This is a genomic window from Exiguobacterium artemiae (assembly GCF_033342815.1).
Taxonomy (GTDB): domain Bacteria; phylum Bacillota; class Bacilli; order Exiguobacteriales; family Exiguobacteriaceae; genus Exiguobacterium_A; species Exiguobacterium_A artemiae_A.
Genome location: NZ_JAWPEN010000002.1, coordinates 122,777 through 142,603 on the forward strand (window position 1 = coordinate 122,777; position 19,827 = coordinate 142,603).

Sequence of the window (19,827 nt, forward strand, 5' to 3'; positions counted from 1 at the left end):
CAAGAAGATGCAGGACAGAAGAAAATCGTGTACGCTAGACGATGAGGTGATAGAAGTGAAACCAGTACGTTACCCGGTCCGCCTGCGCCAAGTGACATCGATTCAAGATGACGCGATGCGGGAGTCCGTTGAATTAGAAGCAGAAGGGACCTTGTTTGAAACAAAAGACGGGTTTGCTCTGAAATTCATGCAAGAAGAGGAACAACCGATTGATACGACCATCAAGTGGTCGCACGATCAGGTTGCCCTGAACCGGAAAGGTCCGGTCTCGATGCACCACGTCTTCATTTTGGGTCAAAAAACCAAAAGCGGTTACGAGAGCCAGTTTGGCCAAATGGTGATGGAGACGGACACGGCGACGATTGAAATGACAGAACAACGGATGCAATTCCAGTACGATCTGATGATGAACCATCAGCCGGTCGGCCTGTATACGATTGAATTAACTTGGGAACGGAGTGAAACACATGGCGTTTGAACAAACCGTAAAAGAAATGGAACAGATGCTCGAAGAAGATTGGTTCGAGTGGCTCGAAAATGACGAGCCGAAATACAATGAATGGCGCGATCAACTCGAAGCATTGGCAGAACAGGTCATGACAGAATACAATTCGAAGGTCGATTCCGACGCGATTGATTCGTTGCTGTTGATCAACGAAGACTTACCGGTCCTGTACGGAGAAGATACGGTCATGCTCTATACGGCATTGCTTCATGCCCGTAAAGAAGATGATTCGGTCTACGAACGGTACTTGACGATTTTAGGAGCGTTTTCGGAAGAAAATCATCCGGCCATCCGCGAAGTCGAACAGGCTGTCGCAAAAAAAGATTACAAAACGGCGTATGCGCGTGCTGTAAAATTACCGCAATCGCTCGGATTAGAATAAGTATGTGCCACGGCAGTTCCATTCAAAGAAATTTTGAAGGGAACTGCTTTTTTTAATAAAAGGAGGTTTCTCATGAGAACGTTATACCGGATTGTAGTCGGGATTGTCAGACAGCAGAACCAGCTTTTACTCGTTCAAAACCAGGCGGAAGGAGCGGAAGCCGTCTGGAGTCTACCGGGTGGTGTGATTGAAGACGGTGAGACGCTGAAAGAAGCCTTGGAACGGGAGATGAAAGAAGAGACCGGCCTGTCTGTTGAAACGTTCGAACTGGCTTACGTCACGGAAAATTTCATCGAACAGTTTAACGCTCACAGTCTCGTCACCTATTTTGAGTGCACAGTCAGAGGCGAGTTGTTACCAGATGATCCTGACCGGGAAGTCGTCGCTAATCAGTGGGTACCGATTGAGCAGCTCGGAGAGTATATCCTGAACCGTGACGTACTGGAACCGTTAAAAGATTATTTGAGCGGAACATCGAAATCTTATTATCTGTATGAACAAATGGTTTGGTAACGGGGTAAGAGAGTAGAGAAAGTAAGAGACGGAGGCGATAAGATGAAAACTGTTCAAGTCAACGGATACGGAGGTGTCGAGCAACTCGAAGTTGTGGAACGTCCGATGCCGAAACCAGATGCCGGGGAAGTACTGGTCGAGGTTAAGGCCTGCGGGATCAACAATACGGAAATCTGGATGCGCGAAGGGGCATACGGAACGGACCGTGAGTCGGGCTGGAAACCGGAGGGCGTTCAATTTCCGCGTGTCCCGGGTTCTGATATTAGCGGACGGATCATTGAAGTCGGGAACGGTGTTGATAAATCACGAATCGGTCAAGACGTTGTCCTATTTCCCTTTACCTCGGGTGGCGCAGACGGGACGGAACATATCAGTGAAGATATGGCGTTCATCGGCTCAGAATATGACGGAGGATACGCCGAGTATGTCGTCTGGCCGGCAGCGCTCTGTTACGAGATGCCGCTTGACGATTACGTCAAAAGTGCTGTTTTCTCCGTCAGTGGCTTGACGGCATGGCATATGAACGAGCAACTCCAGCTGCAACCGGGACAAACCGTTCTCGTAACGGGAGCAAGCGGCGGTGTCGGCTCGTTGAACGTTCAAATCGCTTCGCGGGTTTTCGGGGCGGACGTCATTGCGGTTGTCGGCGACATGAAGATGGAACAGGAATTGAAGCGTCTTGGGGCGAAACACGTCGTGTCTTACCGTTCCGATCAATTGACAGAAGACATCCTTGCTGTTAACAGCGGACCAGTTGACGCCGTACTCGATGTCGTCGGGGATGCGTTATTCAAGACGACTCTGGCGGTCCTGAAAAACGGCGGCAAGTTTTGTATTTCCGGCTCGGCCGGTGGACAACAGACGAACCTCGATTTTCGGACGCTGTATCTGAAGCATTTGACGTTTTACGGTTCAGTGCTTGGTACACGAGCTGAATTCGGACGGATGCTTAAAGCAATTGCGGACGGGAAACTCGAACCGGTCATTGATCGGACGTTTCCACTGGAAGAAGCAGCGGCAGCACAAGGCTACTTTAAAGAAACAGGAAAACTCGGAAAGATCGTGTTAATACCGGATCAACGCTAGAAAAATTTTGCTTAAAAAACGTGTGTACTCACTCGACTCCTACAGGAAACAGCGCGTTTATCCGCGCTGTCAGAGGCAGGTAAGACCCGACTCCAAGTCCTTTGGACAAAGGAGGCGCGGCTTACGCCTCGCCTGAGGAAAGCGAGGGAGGAAACACGTTTTTTTGTACGGAATACCCCGTTCTAACAGTCCGTCAGAAAAAACAGTAAAATAATGAATGAATAGCCATTCATTATATGCTATACTCATATCAAATAATGGCTTTAGGGGGAAAGGGGCTTGTTTCATGGGGACATTTTTACTGATTAACTGGATCGCCTTCCTGCTCGTCGCAGGATATGCGGGCTACTTATTCGTCACGCTCGTCAAGAGCCGGTACGAAGCGATTCGCCGGGGGAAAAAAGCGGAATGGACGCTGACGAACAAAGAACGTCTGAACGCGGTGCTCGTCAACGTCTTTGGACAAAAGAAACTGTTGAAGGATAAGAAAAGCGGAACGATTCACGTCATGATGTTTTACGGATTTTTACTCGTCCAATTCGGGGCGATTGATTTCATCTGGAAGGGACTTGCCGTCGGACAACGGTTCCCGCATATTCCGCTCGGTCCACTTTATCCAATCTTTACGTTTTTCCAGGAAATCGTCATGCTCGTCATTTTGGTTGCGGTCGTTTGGGGATTCTACCGCCGCTATGTCGAGAAACTGGTCCGTCTGAAACGGAACTTCATGGCCGGTCTGGCCTTGATTTTCATCGGTGGTCTGATGGTCGCCGTGCTGTTCGGAAACGGATTTTTCCTGGTCTATGAAAATCATTCGACGTTCGGTGAACCGGTCGCGTCAGCAATTGCCTTCCTGTTCAGTTGGGTACCAGAGCAAGTCGCTTTCGGATTGTTTGTCTTCTTTTGGTGGGCCCACTTGCTGTTCTTACTCAGCTTCATGGTCTATATCCCGCAAGGTAAACACGCCCACTTGATTGCCGGAACTGCCAACGTCTGGCTCGGCCGGACATCAAAAGTCGGGCGTCTCGCACCGATCGATCTGTCGGTGATGGAAGAAGCGGAAGACGACGAAGCGGAATTCAGCTTCGGGGTTAACCGGATTGAAGATTTCAACCAAAAGCAACTCGTTGATTTATATGCCTGTGTTGAATGCGGCCGCTGTACGAATATGTGTCCAGCGAGCGGAACCGGAAAAATGCTGTCACCGATGGACCTGATTGTTAAACTGCGCGATCATCTCAATATGAAAACAGCCGCCATCACCCAAAAATCACCGTGGGCACCGGCGTTCGCCTTCGAAGGATCACAAGGCAATCAAATCGCGTCACTTGCCGTAGCCGGGCAGATGGATGTCGTACCGGATTCATTAATCGGCAATGTCATCACGGAAGAAGAGATTTGGGCTTGCACGACTTGCCGGAACTGTGAAGATCAATGTCCAGTCATGAATGAACACGTTGATAAAATCATCGATCTCCGTCGTCACCTCGTGATGATGGAAGGAAAGATGGACCCGGAAATGCAACGGACGATGGCCAACATCGAACGTCAAGGAAATCCGTGGGGAATGAACCGGAAAGAACGCGAAAACTGGCGCAAGACGCGTGAAGAGCTGGTCGTGCCGACGGCAAAAGAGAAGAAAAAAGCCGGCGAAGAGTTCGAATACCTCTTCTGGGTCGGCGCGATGGGGTCGTACGACAGCCGGAGCCAAAAAATTGCGATGGCGTTTGCGCGGATCCTGAACGAAGCGAACATCTCGTTTGCGATTCTCGGAAACGATGAGAAAAACTCAGGCGATACACCACGGCGGATTGGAAACGAAGTGCTGTTCCAGGAACTGGCGGAGGCGAACATCAAATCGTTTGAGAAATATGATGTTAAAAAGATCGTCACGATCGATCCGCATGCTTATAATACGTTCAAAAACGAGTATCCGGACTTTGGTCTCAGTCCGGACGTCGAAGTCTATCACCATACGGAACTGCTCGCCCGGTTGATTGACGACAAACGGATCACACCGATCCATGATGTCAGCGAACGGGTCGTCTACCATGATTCGTGTTACCTCGGCCGTTACAATGATATTTACGATGCACCACGCTATATTTTAGAGAAGATTCCGGGCATCACGCTTGTCGAAACAGAACGTAACCGCGAAAAAGGCATGTGTTGCGGAGCCGGAGGCGGGATGATGTGGCAGGAAGAAAAAGTCGGCGCCCGGGTCAACGTCGCCCGGACGGAACAGTTGTTGACGGTCCAGCCGTCCGTCATCGGATCGGCTTGTCCGTACTGCCTGACAATGCTCAGTGACGGAACGAAGGCGAAAGAAGTCGACGAGCAGGTTGCGACGTATGATGTCGTCGAACTGCTCGAACGGTCAATCGTCGGAACACCGATGAAGGAAGCGGTAACAAACTAAGTTAAAAAAATAGCTTGAGCAAACGGAACGTCCCCTCTAAGAAAGAGGGGGCGTTTTTTAAAGGTGCCTAATAAGCATAACGTTGTTGTGTACGGTTTAACCGTGGTATGATAAAAGCATTATTTAATGAGAGGGAGGTGAGGATCTTTGGGAAGGCGTTGCTTAAAATCGGTCAGGTCGCGGAGGCCACCGGCTTATCAAAACGGACCATCGACTACTATACATCGCTCGGTTTATTAACAACAGAGCGGACACCGGCTGGTTATCGTTTGTATACGGAAGATGTCGTCCAGCATATTCAAAAGATTGAGTATTTAAAGACACAACGGCTGTCCCTGCAAGAGATTCTTGCTTTCTTCACGGAGCGTGAAGTCAAAACGGGTGATGCCATTTATCAAGAAGTGCAGCAGCTTCAAGAAAGCGTCAACGGGCTCGAACAGCGTTTATTGCAATCGACCGACTATGAGAAACAGGAGATTCGTCTCGAACTGTCTCAACGTCTGACATTGATTGCTTCCCTGATTGCTCAGCTGTAACAATAAAATGGAGGTGACCCCTGTTTAGGGGATTTTGGATACTATATTATTTATTAATTTATTTTTAGTGGTGTTATTGATCGTGTTGACCGCGTTTTTCGTCGGATCAGAGTTTGCGGTCGTTAAGGTACGGATGTCCCGTCTGGATCAAATGATTCAGGAAGGAAACAAGAGTGCCATCCTGGCGAAAAAGATTGCCGGAGACCTCGATTATTACTTGTCGGCCTGTCAGCTGGGAATCACGGTGACAGCACTTGGTCTTGGGGCACTCGGTGAACCGACCGTCGAAAAAATCCTGCACCCGGTGTTTGATGAATTCGGTGTCTCGGCTGCCGTCTCGACCTTCTTGTCGTTCGGGATTGCCTTTGTTTCCGTGACGTTCCTACACGTCGTCATCGGAGAACTGGCACCGAAGACACTTGCGATTCAATACGCGGAAAAGATGACGTTGTTGTTTGCCCGTCCACTGTACATTTTCGGGAAAATCATGTATCCGTTCATTTGGTTACTCAATGGTTCGGCCCGCTTTTTCCTTGGATTATTCGGTGTCAAACCGGCTGGTCACGAACAAGCCCACTCAGAAGATGAATTGAAAATCATCATGGCACAAAGTTTTCAAAGCGGAGAAATCAATCAGACGGAACTCGCACTGATGCAGAACGTGTTTGCGTTTGACGAGCATGTCGTCAAAGATTTGATGGTGCCGCGGATGCGGATGGCGACAATCTCAGAACGGTTGTCAAAAGACGAGCTGATGGAAATCTTCATGGATAATCCGTTTACCCGTTATCCGGTGACGGAAGAAAATGATAAAGACCGGATTCTCGGTTACATCAACGTCAAGGAGATGTTGACGGATTTCGCCAACGGAAACAATCATCCGGTTACACATTATGTGAAGGATTTACCGGTCGTCTCGGAAGTCACGTCGCTCCAAGATACGTTGCGGAAGATGAAGAAGACGCGTTCGCACATTGTGCTTGTCGTTGACGAATACGGCGGAACGGCCGGAATCGTCGCGATGGAAGACTTACTCGAAGAAATCGTCGGTGAAATCCGCGACGAGTTTGATACGGATGAAGTCGAAGAAATCCAGGAGTTGCCGAACAATGAATACCTCGTTGCCGGTACCGTGTTGCTTGAAGATCTCGAAGCCCGATTCGGTCTGACGTTTACGAACGATGAAGACGTCGATACGATCGGTGGTTGGATTCAGATGCACAACATCGATCTGCAACCGGGAGAACACATTGATACGGAATCCTTCTCGGTCGAAGTGATGGAGATGGAAAACTATCAGATCAATCAAATCAAATTATGGTTACATCCGCTCGAACGAGCAGAATAATCTGAAGTGTCTTTCGTCTCGTACGAAAGACGCTTTTTTTTTCGGTAAGACGTCGGTCGGAAAATGAAGTTTAAAACGAATGTGCAAAGAATGAACACGTTGGTAGGGAAACGGGGGCGGGAGCGGGAAAGAGTAAGGAGAGGAAAAATTATTTTTTTGAGAAGGGAGACGTCCAGTGCTCGAGCAAATCCCGTTTTTACTCAGCCGCTTAGGCATGTTAGCCTTATTGGCTTTTTTATTGTCACAATGGCGCATATCACGCCATTTGTTTCAAACGTCGTCGCGCCGCAGTCATCGTTTTATTTTACTGAGTGTGTTTGTTGTATCGGGTATTTTGATGAACTATGCCGGAATTGGTCTTTCGGCTGATAAAACGATTGATCCGTTACTCGGGTTAGCCGTTTCACCGGAGCAATGGATTGTCGACACCCGATTGACGATCATCGTCACCAGCGGTCTGCTGGGGGGACCGCTCGTCGGTGGTTTGACCGGTTTACTGGTCGGATTTCACCGCTATTATCTCGGTGCATCCGGTGCGGAATCGGCTTGGATCATTGCGGTCGGAACCGGATTGTTGAGCGGGGTGTACAGCCGCCAGTGGCGCAGGAAAGACGGTTATTCCCTGCTCCAACCGATCGGCATCGTCTTAAGTGCCGTCATTCTCGATATCGGAGTCGCATTGATTTTGGCACCGGACCAGGCTCGTGTTCTGGAGCTGACGCGTCAAGCTGTTTTCCCGATGTTGTTTACGAATGCAGTCGGAATCAGTGTCTTCATCGCCATCTTACGGACGCAATTGAAGCTCGAGAACGAATTGTTTGTTCGCGAATCCGCACGTTCCTATCGTTTACTGGATGCGATTCGTCCGCTACGTAAAAATGGCATGACGGTTGATGTCGCTCGGCAAATCGGATCGACCATCCTGGAAGAAACGAAAATCAATCGGGTCGTTTTGCTTGGACCGGATGGGATTTTGGCTGATGTCCGGACGGGACACGATACAGCCGATTTGTTCCGGCATCAGACGATTTTGGACTGGGTGGAGACAGCTGTCGTTTACCGGTCGGAAGATGAGTTGACGCGTCAAATCGTTTCGTTTCATCCACTACTCATCGAGGGGAAGAAAGCGGGCATCGTCTGTTGGTTTCCGGCCCATCTGTTCGATGATACGATGGAGCGGACGATGGAACAGTTGGTGGATCTCCTGGCACGCGAACTCGTCGTTCACCAAGAAGAGCAACTGAATCAATTTCCAAACACCAGCATCAAACCGATTCTGAGTCCGAACTACCTGCTCGGTATCGTCGATGAAATCCATCAGACAGCGGATCCGGATAGCCCGGTCAAACATCAGCTCGGTGCTTTGCGGCAGCTGCTCACGACGGCACGGCGAATCGATTTGTATCCTTTGCGTGAAGAATTACTGACCTTAAAATCGTACTTGTCGTTAGAAGGAATCCGCCGCCACCATCCATTGACACCGGCAGCGGTCACGATTGATTTAGACATCGAGACGACCGTTGAAGAACATTTTGTTTTTCCGTTGCTCGTGACACAGCTGGTCGATAATGCATTACGTCATGCTTTTCCACAAAACGGTCCGTATCACCGGATTGATGTCCGGGCATTTCAGGAAGACACACACTGGGTGCTTGAAGTATCGGACAACGGAGTCGGCGTACCGGCTGAATTCCTGAAGCGCTGGGAGCAGGATAAAAAAACGGATACAAGTAATTTATTTTTATTACGACGTGCCCTTCACCGGCGATACGGTGAACAGGCGAGTTGTATGATTCATTCCCGTCCCGGTGGAACACGGCTGAAACTAGTGCTGCCTCTTACGACTGACCAGGTGTAACAATCGTTTGATTCGGATTACCGGAATTGAACGATTGTTTTTTTTTAGCCAATCCTGGGTAAAAATGAAAGCAAGAGTAGATCGATACAGGAGGATAAGCGCATGATTACAACAAAAGAAGTCGGTTTTTCCGGCGAACAGCCGATCATCGCTTTTACATTGATGAATCGTAACGGACACAGCGTGGAATTACTCAATCTGGGCGGGAAAATCACGGCAATCCGTGTTCCGGATCAACACGGGACAATTGAGAACGTCGTCTTGGCCTTTGATGATATGGAAGAATATTTAGAAGATCCTCACCATTTGGGGGCAACGATTGGTCGGGTCGGCGGCCGGATCGCCAACGGTGCGTTTGCATTAGAAGGGATGAACTACATCCTGGAACAAAATGAAGGAGAACATCACCTTCATGGAGGAAGCGTCAACTGGTCGAACCGGTTTTTTGATTATGAAATCGATGGTGAACAGTTACATCTGCTCCTGACGAGCCCGGACGGAGAAAACGGTTATCCGGGTCAACTCGATGTCCGGTTGACAATCGACTGGACGGATGACGACGCTTTGATTATGACGTACCAGGCGACGACGACGGCCTCGACACCGTTCAGTCCGACGAACCACACGTATTTTAATTTGACAGGAAATGCGAAAACAACGATTGAGCAGCACCGTCTCCGGATGGATGCCCCGTTTTACGTCCCGTTAAATGCAGAGTCTGTTCCGACAGGCGAGATTTTATCCGTTAACGAGACGGTCTTTGATTTCCGGACAGCCCGCTCGTTGTATGAAGTGACACATGCGAGTGACGAAGCGTTGCGCCAGGCAGGCAGCGGTGTTGACCATCCGTTTTTATTAAAAGAAGGCGGTGAAATCGTCTTGGAGGAACCGGTCAGTGGTCGGATTTTACGTGTTGAAACCGATCAGCCGGGTGTCGTCGTCTATACCGGAAACCATTTGGCCGGTGAGTTTACGATTGCCGGGCGACGGGCGACACCGTATCTCGGAATTTGTCTCGAAACACAAGGATTGCCGGACGCCATCAATCAGCCCGATTTTCCGTCTGTTGTTTTACGTGCCGGCGAGGTCTATGAAAAACGGACGACGTTCCAATTTAGTCGAGTGCAGTAACGTTTTTTTGCTGACATCCGAAGCGAATGTGGTAGGATAAAGCGAGAAGAATCTAACGGAGGCATAGGAAAATGACTAAAATAGCATGGGTGACCGATAGTATGGCCTATTTCAAAAAAGAAGAGGCGGAAGCAATCGGTGTGAATGTCGTACCAATTCAAATCTTGCTTGGTGAGACAGCCTACAATGAAGATACGATTACGGTCGAACGGTTGTTTCGGGCACTGGAAGCAGATAAAAAGCTGGTCGCCAAAACGTCACAACCGATTTTCGGGGAATTCGTCGGGACGTATGAACGCTTAAAAGAAGAAGGATACGATTGTGCGATTGCGGTCCACTGTACGAATGGTCTGTCGAGCACGGTCCAAAGTTCCGCTTCAGCAGCGGAAGCGGCGAGCTTCCCGGTCCACATCATCGATTCGCATACGGCGTTTGAAAACCAGCAGGAGTTCATCCGTTACGGGATGGCACTGGAAGCGGAAGGTAAGTCGGTCGAAGAGATTACGGCGGCTTTACAAGCGTTAGCGAAAAAAACGCACTTTTATATGATTGTCGGGAACATGGAGACGATGCGCCGCGGTGGACGTGTCTCGTCCGGTGATTTGTTCCTCGCCAACCTGCTCAGCATTAAACCAATCATCACGACGGATGAATCGGGAAAAATCGTTCCGTTTAAAAAAGCCCGTTCCCTGAAAAAAGCCTACATCGAAATCATCAAACAGGTCGAAGAAGCGATGCGTCAGCATACGTTTTATAAAAACCGGATTTATGTCGCGACGACGATGGCACCTGAGATGGCAGCGGATTTACGGACACAGGTCGCAGCTAAATTCCCGGAACTGACGGTGCTCGACGGCACGTTTGGTCCGGCGATCGGCACACATGCCGGTGCAGAAACGGTTGGCTTGTTCTGGCTGAATGACTAAAAAATAAGAACGAACAAGAACCAGGAATTGTTCCCGTGTGCGGGGGCAAGTCCTGGTTCTTTTTAGATGTTCAATGAAACAATGATTCCTAAAAATGCGGCACTGATGCCAAGGAGATAGCTGAATCCGAGGTAAAGGACCAGCGTGTTTCTGTTTTGATTCTGAACGAGTTGCAGCGTCTCGAGCTTAAACGTCGAAAACGTCGTAAAGGAACCGAGAAAACCCGTTCCGAGCAATAACATCCATGTCGAATCCAGATGCGAACCGATGACGAGACCGAGTAAAAAAGAGCCGAGGGTATTGATGACGAATGTCGCGAGCGGAAAATCCTTTTTCCAAAATGTTTTCATCCACTGGCTGACGGCAAACCGGCTGATGGCGCCAAAAAAGGCACCGGTCGCAAGAGCAACAAGATTCATGAGGCGTCCTCCTTCTGAAACAGACGTAACCGTCTTGTTCCGAGGGTGTAGCCAAGATAAGACATCAACAAACCGCCGAACAAACTGATGCTGATATAGGCAAAGGCATAACCGTAAAACCCTGCCCGTAACAGTTCGACCGATTCGACGCTGAACGTTGAAAATGTCGTAAAGGAACCGACGAAACCGGTTCCGAGCGCCGTCATCGCGTATTGATGAAGCAACGTCGTCTTAAATAAAAAGTGGGTCGCATACCCTAAGATAAAACAGCCAATCAGATTAATGCTTAATGTCGCCCACGGAAACGTTCCGACGGCAAAATGAGTGACGAGAAGGCTGAGACCATAACGGGCGGAAGCACCGAGGATACCAGCCAGTCCGACTAATATATATAACATCAAAAGCCGCCTTTCTGTCAGTTTTATATTCACCATACGCCTTTCTGAAAACAAGCGTCAAGTTATGAAAGTTAGCGGGAACGCTTCACGTCTTCTCTAAAATGGACGATAAGAAAAGGGTACGAATCCAACAGAAGGAGTTTTGCAGATGGTCTCACCCCTTGAAAGACTGAGTACGAAAATTCTCTCTCGTCTCATTGCCTCATTAATTACAATCGCGCATCCCTTGATTTTTATTTTTGTTCAACTGGACTATGTGCCCATGAGTGTATTTTATCAATTTTTGCTTGGCGGTCTGTTACTGACGGTCGCTTTGCTGGCCGGAAATCGGTTTTTTGGCGATCAGCTCAGCGGAAAATATATTCAAATCGTCTTGACCTACCTGGTGCTGGCACTTGTCCTTGTGACCTTACCGTCTCAAAGTATCTGGACGATTGCTTATCTGTATTTAACGATTTCAGTCATCTACCTCATTCCCCATTTAGTCGTAGTGGCAGGATTGCTCGGATTACTGGAATTGGTACTCTTTACGGTTTTTGGAACGATTCAGTTTTCAAATCTGTTTGATATGATTGTCGCGTTTGTCATCTACCTGATGGTCTTTTCCGCAGCCGCGTTTGTTGCTGTTTTCGGCCGAAATGTCATGCGGGAAGTCAAACGCCAACAGGAGAAGGCGGAGCATTATGCCGCAAGCTCGCAATTGACGCTCGAGCAATCAGCTGCGACAGCAACCGATGTCACGACGTTCACGGCAGGAATGAGTGAAACCGTCGATACGGCGAAAGGGTCATTTGAAAAAATTGATCAGGCGATGCAGATGTTAGCCGATAACTCGTCGAAAAATGCCCAATCTGTCCGGCAGATTAAACGGATGAACACGGATAACGTTGCATTAATGACGGATGTCGCGACAGCCGTCGACCGGGCACTTGCCCTCAGTTCTTCGTCGAAGGTGACGGCTGAACAAAGTCACGCGACCATCAGCGAAGCCGGTGAGTCGTTGCAGCAACTGACAGAAAGCATGGACGAATCGGTTACAGCGTTTGGTCAGCTGGCGGGACGTTTTAAAGAAATCGTCACCATCACTTCAAGCATCAATGCGATTGCGACGCAAACCAATCTACTCAGTTTAAACGCCTCGATTGAAGCGGCACGTGCCGGTGAGTTCGGGAAAGGATTCACCGTCGTCGCGCAGGAAATCCGTAATTTGTCGGCACAGACAGCAGCCGCTTCAACGGAAATCAATCAAATCATCGAACGGGTCGATCGTGATGTCATGCAGACCGGTAATTCAATTGATGCCAGTACGAGCTTATTACGGGAGCAGGAAGCCCGGATGCAACGGAGCCAAGACGCTCTGCAGACGATTGCAACGGATTCAAACGATTCCGTGCAAGCAATCAGTGGAGCGCAACAACAATTCGTGACGATTACAAACAGTCTGACGAATATCGCACAGGCGACCGAACAACTCGATGCCTTCATGGATCTTTTACTGACGAGCAGTGATCAACTGTCCGGTTTGACGCGTTCACAAGTCGAACAGATTAATGACCTGCAACAGGCTATTCACACTCTAAACGCAACTGCATTAACCCTTCAACAGACAGCTCATGTCTGACACAAGTGTACCGATTCTGACGAGTCGGTACACTTTTTTCGTTTGTCGCAAGTCTTGAAGGGGAACAACTAAGAGGTAAAACAATCAGAGGAGGAAATGACATGAAAGCAGCTTATATTGAACAGTATGGCGGATCGGAACAATTTAAAGTGGGAGAACTTGAGCGTCCGGTCGTCGGAGCAGATGATGTATTGATTGCGGTTCATGCGGCAAGCGTCAATCCCGTTGATTGGAAGCTCCGTGAAGGATACTTAAAAGAAATGCTCAGTTATGATATGCCGCTGATTATCGGTTGGGATGTGTCCGGTGTCGTCGAAGAAGTCGGGGCGAACGTGACGGACTTAAAAGTCGGCGATGAAGTTTTCAGTCGTCCGGATATTGCCCGTCAAGGGACTTATGCCGAGTATGTGGCAGTTGATGCACATCTGGTCGTTAAGAAGCCGGAAGCCCTGACATTTGAAGAAGCCGCGTCGCTGCCACTCGTCGCGCATACAGCTTGGCAGGTCATGTTTGAAGTGATGGATGCAAAAGCAGGGGATAAAATCTTTATCGGGGCCGGCTCAGGTGGTGTCGGGACAGTCGCCATCCAGCTCGCCAAAGCACACGGTCTGCACGTCATTACATCAACCAGCACCAAAAACGTCGACTGGGTCAAAGCGCTCGGAGCGGATGAAGTCATTGATTACAAACAACAAGATCCGACAGAAACTGTCCGGGATCTGGACTTTGTATTTGATACGATGGGCGGCGACGGACAAGCGAAGTTGTATCAGATGCTTAAACCGAACGGGATGCTTGTCTCGATCTCGACACCGCCGGACGAAGAACAAGCGAAACAGGCGGACGCGCGTGTGGCGTATGTCTTCATGCAACCGACAGGAGAACGTCTGCAACATATCGCACAAGCCGTTGAACGCGGAGAATTAAAACCGGTTGTCGATCGGATTTTTGATTTGGATCAAATCAAAGAAGCGCACGATTACGGCGAAGAAGGTCATGCGAAAGGGAAGATTGTCATTAAAGTGAAGTAAGACAGATGAAAAGCCGGTTTCCTTTTTGAAGGAGCCGGCTTTTAGTGTGTCGTCTAACAGACCTGTTCGGATTCGAGCAACCGGTCGAGTAACTGTAATGTCTCCGGGTGATCAATCAGCATCTGTTGGAGGTGTGACCGTTCTGCCAGTAAAAACTCCCGATAGAGACGTGCCGCCTCCGTATGTGTGTCGGGAACGAGAACGGCATAAATGGCTTCAAGTCGCATGCGCGGAGTTTCTGGTAAGGAGCCGGGAACCGTTTTTAATCCGAGTTGTGCCCGGTCAGGAACATACCGGTGCAACAGGACTTTGGCAAATTTGATCAGTGCGCTCCGTAACATCTCGACCGCCCATAACGCGTTCCCGCGACCGGCTGCTTTTTGATACTGGAACAGAAACCAGACGGAATCAATGGCTTCATCTGCAGCTTCTTGTGTCCCAAGTGCCAAAGAAGAGGTCTCGACGTACGCATCGAGTTGTCTTTTCGGATCATACAAGACACGAATCGTATCGGAATGGTTCAACGATTCGCGTGTTACCGTAAACAGATCAACGTGAAGAAGGTCGTCGTATACGACAATCAATTGCGGCGCAACGATAAAGATGTCATCTTTCCAGATAATCGGGCGATAGACGGACAGGTGCGTCAGTCGACGGGTTAGAAATTTCGCCATCCGCTCTTCGGATACTAAACAATAAAGGTCGATATCCGAATAGACATCTTCTTCACCACGTCCAAATGAACCTTTCAAAAAAATCGCTTCGACAGCCGGATCTTGTTTTAAGCGTGCTACTAACTGTTCAATCGCATGAAGTTGATGCATGGGTTTCGCTCCCTTATGTAGTCTATTCCGTCAGTATACGTGAAATAAGGGAGATTATTCCATGAAAAAGAGCGATTCATTTAAAATGAATCGCTGGTACTAGAAGAAAGTGTAGGAGTTACTGTTTGAAGCCGTTCCTTTTGTACCAAATGTTCGGCATGTTTTTCGCCCCAGGCGTTGATGGCGTTTAAAACAGGGATCAACGTTTTTCCGTAATCCGTCAGCGAATATTCAACACGCGGCGGGACCACCTGATAAATTTCGCGGTGGACGATATCGTTCAGCTCGAGTTCGCGGAGCTGAGCGGTTAACATTTTTTGCGTAATGTTCGGGAGATTCCGCTTCAATTCACTGAACCGGAGTGTGTCGTGTGTAATCAATTCGAGTAAAATCGAGGGTTTCCATTTCCCAGTCAAAATCTCGAGTGCCGTCTCGACACGGCAGCTTGGTGTCTTTTCCATGGCGGTTCCTCCTTCATGGTATCGTTTAGGATACTATACCACTTCTTTGTGCCTACTTCCGTTCCTGTCACTTCTGACTGATAATGAAGATACGAAGCGAACTTATGAGGAGGAAGCAAGATGAACATCAATCCAAACATTACATTAGGACCGGTCAGCTTACGGATTACCAATCTGGAACAATCGATTGCATTTTACCGGGATGCATTGGGATTAACGGTTTTAACACAAGACGAACAGACGGCAACACTCGGCGCGAAGACGACACCGCTCGTCATTCTGGAGCAACACAGTACGGCAAAACAACTTCCGAAAAATTCGGTGGCGGGCCTGTATCATTTCGCGATTTTATTACCGAACCGGAAAGAACTCGGGTTCGTCATCCGTAACTTGATTGCCCAAGGAATCGAACTCGGGCAAGGCGATCATCTCGTCAGCGAAGCGTTTTATTTATCTGATCCGGACGGAAACGGGATTGAAATTTATGCCGATCGTCCGCGTGATACGTGGACGTATGAAGCAAATGGGGACGTCAAAATGACGACGGACCCGGTTGATTGGCAAAGTATGCTCGTCGAGGCGGGAGAGGAAGACTGGTACGGCATGCCGGCAGAGACTGTCATGGGCCATGTTCACTTCCACGTGAAGTCACTTGAAGCGGCGCGGAAGTTTTATGTCGAGACGCTCGGGTTTGATGTCGCAGCGGACGCGTCCCGGATGCGGGCATTGTTCCTTGCTGCCGGCGGTTACCACCACCATATCGGAACGAACGTCTGGGCAGGGGTTGATGCACCGAAAACACCGGCTGATGCGGTGGGTCTGACCTACTGGACACTGATTTATCCGGATGCTGCTTCGCTTGAAATGGCGGTTGCAACACTTGAACAATCTCCTTACGAAGTCAAACGGCAAGAGGATGCAGTCTACGTCACGGATGATGCCGGCATTACTGCACGTTTACTCTCTAAAGAATGATCAAACTACAAAAAAAGCGATTTCGTAATTGAAATCGCTTTTTTGATGTCTATTAATTTTGACCGGATAAAGCTGATGGAGCATTCCCGTCATAACGGCTAATCAGTTCATAAGGCCGGACTTTATATAAGGCATGCGGGAAGTAGTGCGGGTCCATTGCATCGAGCGTCCGTAACTGGAAGTGTTCCCGCTTGATATACGTGTCGATGTTGTCCCGGTTCAAGTCGAAGAAGTCGACTTCTGCCGTTTCACCTTCTTGCGGCCGGAGTTCGCCGCCGGTATACGTACCGCGGAAAGCGACGCACAGGACGTGACTTGAGACGTTTTGATAGATACCGGTAATGCCTTCAATCGTGACATCCGCTCCGGTTTCTTCTTTGACTTCCCGTTTAACAGCATCGAGAATCGATTCGTGGTTCTCGACTTGTCCACCCGGCATTTCATACGTGTCACCACGATGGAGATTACGGACAAGCAGGACTTCGCCGGCTTCATTCGTGATATAGGCGGTGACGCTGACAATCGCACGCGGTGGAGCATAGACGCCGGTTGCCGTCAAAAAGTCTTCCGTTGATTTAATATAAAGGTTTTTTCCGAGACGGGCGCGTTTTTTCATTGCTTCGCGGCGTAACGTGCTGCCGCGGACATCCCGATCGACTTGTTCATAATGTTCGCGATCGCGGTATTCCCAGATGGCGATGACTTCATCTTCTGCTTCATTCACCCAGCGACCGACAAGACGGGCACCGTGACTGATTTGTAAAGGGTAGAGATACGTATGAAAGAACTCGGTAAATTCCTGCAGTCGTTCCGGGCGAATCGTATAGGTCTTCCGGCGATGTAACATGGAAATTCCTCCTCTATCTTTTAAGCAGTTAGGTTCCTTGACTACCTTCTCGCATCAGATGGAATATCCCTGCCTGTTCCCCCAATTCGACGTGCAATTTACGATAAAAGAAAAACTAAAGAAAAGAAGATGGCTCAACTCAAGGAAATTCGGGCATACTTTACTTATAGAGAGAAAAAAAGGATGTGAGAGAATGGTGGATTTTATGGCGTTGGTCCGGTTGGCAGGAGGTATCATGTTTACGCCGTTATCCGACGATGTATTGATGATGGGATATGCTGCGTTACGGATCCGTGAAGGCATGCATCCGATTTTAATTTGGTTAGCCGCATGGCCCGTTTTTTTCATTGCGTTTGCCTGGTTTTATTTATTAGCACGCTTTTTCCGTGAAATTCCACTCGTCAAACGGTTGATGAAATCAAAATTCCTGGAGCAGGCTGAATCGATTTTAGAACGCCGTGGATTATGGGCGATCGGTTTATCCTTTTTCCTACCTGGAGTCCGCCACCCAATCCATTATGTAGCTGGATTACTCGGTTATCCGTTACCCCGTTATTTGGTGATGACATTCGTTGCGGCAGGGCTGTACACCGGACTATGGACGTTCTTGATTGTTCGGATTGGTGAAGCCGTCACATGGTCGGAACTGGGAATATGGTTAAGTGAACATCCAAGTATGGTATTTCTAATTGTCGCAGCGTTGTTGACGATTATTATTTCAGGTGTCGTGCACGCGAAACGGCGCAATCGTTTAAAAAAAGAAGAAGAATTTGTCACGGAATAATACCGTTGAATGCTGTTCACATCCAGGATTCGACAGGGTTATTCTGTACATAACAATATCCCCTTCAGAAATGATTTCTGAAGGGGATATTTGTCGTTTAGGTGTACATTCTTATGCGTTTTGACGTTTGCGAGCGAGGACGATTCCGGCTGCACCGAGTGCGAGACCGAAGAGTGCGATCGCACCTGTTGTACCTGCTGTATTGTTGTCGCTCATGCCGCCGTTACCTGTGTTTGGCATAGAACCTGGTGTACCATCCATGAACTTCTCAGGTGATTGTTTGACGATTGCGTCACCGAGGTTAGCTCCTACGCCGTACATGTAAGCATACGACTCACGGAATGTGTCAGCTGATCCTTTGTAGTCGCCTTCGACATACTGCATGAACGTATCTTGGACGTATGTCTCATGACCAGAGACTGCTTCTTGTGCTGCTTTTGTCGGAAGGTTCTCTTCTGTTGCCGCTCCGAGGAACGCACCGAAGTCATTCGAGAACATTTTGAGCATGTCTTGTGCGTCACCCATCAATTTCTTGTCGTCGTTGATCGCTGCTGTGACGAGGTTCGCTTGTGCTTCGATGTGGTTTTTCGTCCAAACTTGCTCGAATTGATCCGCACCCGCTTGGCCGTAGACCGATTTCATAGCCGCTTTGAAGTCAGCTGTGTGCATGTCTTCTGCCCAGTTTGCTGCATCGTAGTCTTTCGCTTGATCGACGCCAGCTGTCATGCTGATGTTGGCAAGTGCCACGTGCTCAGCTGCAAGGCTATTGAGTGTTGACCGGAGGTCAGCGGCTTTTGTATCAGCTTTCGTGTTGTCGAACTTCTCAGGCATCTGTGTTGTGATCGCAACAGAGAGTGCTTTTGAGATATCATACATGCGGCTGTACCCTTCACGGAACGTGTTGTACGATCCTTCGTAGTCACCAGCTGCATATTGTTGGAATGTTTTATAGACGTCTGCTTCGTGGGCACGGAGAACTTCTTCTGCTGCTGCCTTCGGCAGTTTACCTTCTGTTGCAGTGTCGAGGAAGCTCGAGAGATCCTGAACGAACTCTTCTGTTTCTGCTTTCGACGCATTGATGCCGTCTTGATCGTCCGCTTTTACAGCTTTGACGAGATCCGTTGTGTATTTGTTGTGGTCAACGAAGATTTTTTCGAATTGTTTTGCGCCTTCGTCGCCGTAGACAGAAGCGATTGCCGGTGTCATGTCGAGTGCGTTCTGTTTAAGTGCTGCTTCATAATATTTTGCATCTTTTGATCCGTCATATTGTTTTTTCATGTCCATGACGGCAAGCACAAAGTGCTCAGAGAGTAACTGATCGAGTGTTGCACGGAGGTCAGCGGCTTTCGTTTTGACCGTGACGTTCTTCGCGCTCTCCTCATGTTTCATGTCGTCCCCGCCGCCGGAAGCGAATGCTGCCGTTCCTGGTAATACGAGTGCTGCTGCCATTGCTGTTGCTGCGAATTTTTTCGTGTTTTTCATCTTGTCTCATCCTCTCAAATTTGGGTGTTGTCTCTGTATATTTGGTAGTTGTTGTCTGCATCGTTCTGAACAGCATACGCGGCCGGATTGGAATTGGATTTAAAAAAGATTAAAAAATATGAAAAAAATTCAAAATCATCAAGTGGACTTATAGATAAACTAAGTACTTAATTAGAAGAACTACGAAATAACTGTGTAAACTTTACTGATGAAGTTACTTAATTAATACGCAGAGATATCACCGGATTGGCAAAAAATCGCCATAGTGTCAGCGATCCGGG

Annotated in this window: 20 protein-coding genes; 14 read left to right on the top strand and 6 right to left on the bottom strand. The window is 48.7% G+C overall.

Annotated features, from left to right (window positions below; genetic code table 11):
• Positions 1–55: 55 nt before the first annotated feature.
• The 10 genes from R7V76_RS03250 to R7V76_RS03295 all read left to right on the top strand — a co-directional run bounded on the left by R7V76_RS03250 (position 56) and on the right by R7V76_RS03295 (position 10,704).
• Positions 56–478 carry a DUF1934 domain-containing protein gene (locus R7V76_RS03250; protein ID WP_318091237.1) on the top strand — a complete coding sequence of 141 codons (423 nt, stop codon included), beginning with the start codon at positions 56–58 and terminating at the stop codon, positions 476–478.
• Positions 468–887 (top strand): hypothetical protein, encoded by a 420-nt coding sequence (locus R7V76_RS03255; RefSeq protein ID WP_290829231.1) that lies wholly within the window; start codon positions 468–470, stop codon positions 885–887. The genes R7V76_RS03250 and R7V76_RS03255 overlap by 11 nt, the downstream gene beginning before the upstream one ends.
• A 72-nt stretch (positions 888–959) precedes the next feature.
• A complete protein-coding gene (locus R7V76_RS03260) occupies positions 960–1,400 on the top strand; it encodes an NUDIX hydrolase (protein WP_318091238.1) in 441 nt (146 codons plus the stop codon).
• Positions 1,401–1,442: 42 nt separating this feature from the next.
• Positions 1,443–2,486 (top strand): zinc-binding dehydrogenase, encoded by a 1,044-nt coding sequence (locus tag R7V76_RS03265; RefSeq protein WP_318091239.1) that lies wholly within the window; start codon positions 1,443–1,445, stop codon positions 2,484–2,486.
• Positions 2,487–2,772: 286 nt separating this feature from the next.
• On the top strand, positions 2,773–4,905 hold the full coding sequence (locus tag R7V76_RS03270) for a (Fe-S)-binding protein (RefSeq protein ID WP_318091240.1): 2,133 nt from the start codon (positions 2,773–2,775) through the stop codon (positions 4,903–4,905).
• A gap of 137 nt (positions 4,906–5,042) precedes the next feature.
• Positions 5,043–5,441 carry a MerR family transcriptional regulator gene (locus R7V76_RS03275; protein ID WP_012369183.1) on the top strand — a complete coding sequence of 133 codons (399 nt, stop codon included), beginning with the start codon at positions 5,043–5,045 and terminating at the stop codon, positions 5,439–5,441.
• Positions 5,442–5,475: 34 nt separating this feature from the next.
• Entirely contained in the window at positions 5,476–6,789 is a 1,314-nt protein-coding gene (locus R7V76_RS03280) for a hemolysin family protein (protein WP_114597127.1), read from the top strand.
• Positions 6,790–6,964: 175 nt separating this feature from the next.
• Positions 6,965–8,647 carry a LytS/YhcK type 5TM receptor domain-containing protein gene (locus R7V76_RS03285; protein ID WP_318091241.1) on the top strand — a complete coding sequence of 561 codons (1,683 nt, stop codon included), beginning with the start codon at positions 6,965–6,967 and terminating at the stop codon, positions 8,645–8,647.
• Positions 8,648–8,749: 102 nt separating this feature from the next.
• Positions 8,750–9,778, top strand: a complete 1,029-nt coding sequence (locus tag R7V76_RS03290) for an aldose epimerase family protein (protein ID WP_114597125.1) — start codon at positions 8,750–8,752, stop codon at positions 9,776–9,778.
• Between the two features lie 71 nt (positions 9,779–9,849).
• Positions 9,850–10,704, top strand: a complete 855-nt coding sequence (locus tag R7V76_RS03295; protein WP_318091242.1) for a DegV family protein — start codon at positions 9,850–9,852, stop codon at positions 10,702–10,704.
• Between the two features lie 62 nt (positions 10,705–10,766).
• On the opposite strand, the gene crcB (R7V76_RS03300) is transcribed toward R7V76_RS03295, so the two are convergent.
• A complete protein-coding gene (crcB, locus tag R7V76_RS03300) occupies positions 10,767–11,123 on the bottom strand; it encodes a fluoride efflux transporter CrcB (protein ID WP_318091243.1) in 357 nt (118 codons plus the stop codon).
• Entirely contained in the window at positions 11,120–11,521 is a 402-nt protein-coding gene (gene crcB / locus R7V76_RS03305) for a fluoride efflux transporter CrcB (protein WP_114597122.1), read from the bottom strand. Before crcB (R7V76_RS03305) ends, crcB (R7V76_RS03300) begins: the two co-directional genes overlap by 4 nt.
• Positions 11,522–11,783: 262 nt before the next feature.
• Between crcB (R7V76_RS03305) and R7V76_RS03310 the strand changes: the two genes are divergently transcribed.
• Together R7V76_RS03310 and R7V76_RS03315 are read left to right on the top strand one after the other, a co-directional pair.
• Positions 11,784–13,142, top strand: a complete 1,359-nt coding sequence (locus R7V76_RS03310) for a methyl-accepting chemotaxis protein (RefSeq protein WP_318091245.1) — start codon at positions 11,784–11,786, stop codon at positions 13,140–13,142.
• A gap of 101 nt (positions 13,143–13,243) precedes the next feature.
• Positions 13,244–14,173, top strand: coding sequence for an NADP-dependent oxidoreductase (locus tag R7V76_RS03315; protein WP_318091247.1), 930 nt, complete (start codon positions 13,244–13,246; stop codon positions 14,171–14,173).
• Positions 14,174–14,226: 53 nt separating this feature from the next.
• Here the strand turns inward: R7V76_RS03315 and R7V76_RS03320 are convergent, their stop codons facing one another.
• Both R7V76_RS03320 and R7V76_RS03325 read right to left on the bottom strand, forming a co-directional pair.
• Entirely contained in the window at positions 14,227–14,997 is a 771-nt protein-coding gene (locus R7V76_RS03320) for a nucleotidyltransferase domain-containing protein (protein ID WP_318091248.1), read from the bottom strand.
• An 80-nt stretch (positions 14,998–15,077) separates the two neighbouring features.
• Positions 15,078–15,458, bottom strand: coding sequence for a winged helix-turn-helix transcriptional regulator (locus R7V76_RS03325; protein ID WP_318091249.1), 381 nt, complete (start codon positions 15,456–15,458; stop codon positions 15,078–15,080).
• Positions 15,459–15,578: 120 nt separating this feature from the next.
• Between R7V76_RS03325 and R7V76_RS03330 the strand changes: the two genes are divergently transcribed.
• Positions 15,579–16,433, top strand: a complete 855-nt coding sequence (locus tag R7V76_RS03330) for a VOC family protein (protein WP_318091250.1) — start codon at positions 15,579–15,581, stop codon at positions 16,431–16,433.
• A 52-nt stretch (positions 16,434–16,485) separates the two neighbouring features.
• Here the strand turns inward: R7V76_RS03330 and R7V76_RS03335 are convergent, their stop codons facing one another.
• On the bottom strand, positions 16,486–17,280 hold the full coding sequence (locus tag R7V76_RS03335) for an NUDIX domain-containing protein (protein WP_318091251.1): 795 nt from the start codon (positions 17,278–17,280) through the stop codon (positions 16,486–16,488).
• Between the two features lie 193 nt (positions 17,281–17,473).
• On the opposite strand from R7V76_RS03335, the gene R7V76_RS03340 reads away from it, so the two are divergent.
• Entirely contained in the window at positions 17,474–18,064 is a 591-nt protein-coding gene (locus R7V76_RS03340; protein WP_318091252.1) for a DedA family protein, read from the top strand.
• A gap of 111 nt (positions 18,065–18,175) precedes the next feature.
• Here the strand turns inward: R7V76_RS03340 and R7V76_RS03345 are convergent, their stop codons facing one another.
• Complete coding sequence (locus R7V76_RS03345) at positions 18,176–19,546, bottom strand: copper amine oxidase (RefSeq protein ID WP_318091253.1); 1,371 nt, start codon at positions 19,544–19,546, stop codon at positions 18,176–18,178.
• Between the last annotated feature and the right edge of the window lie 281 nt (positions 19,547–19,827).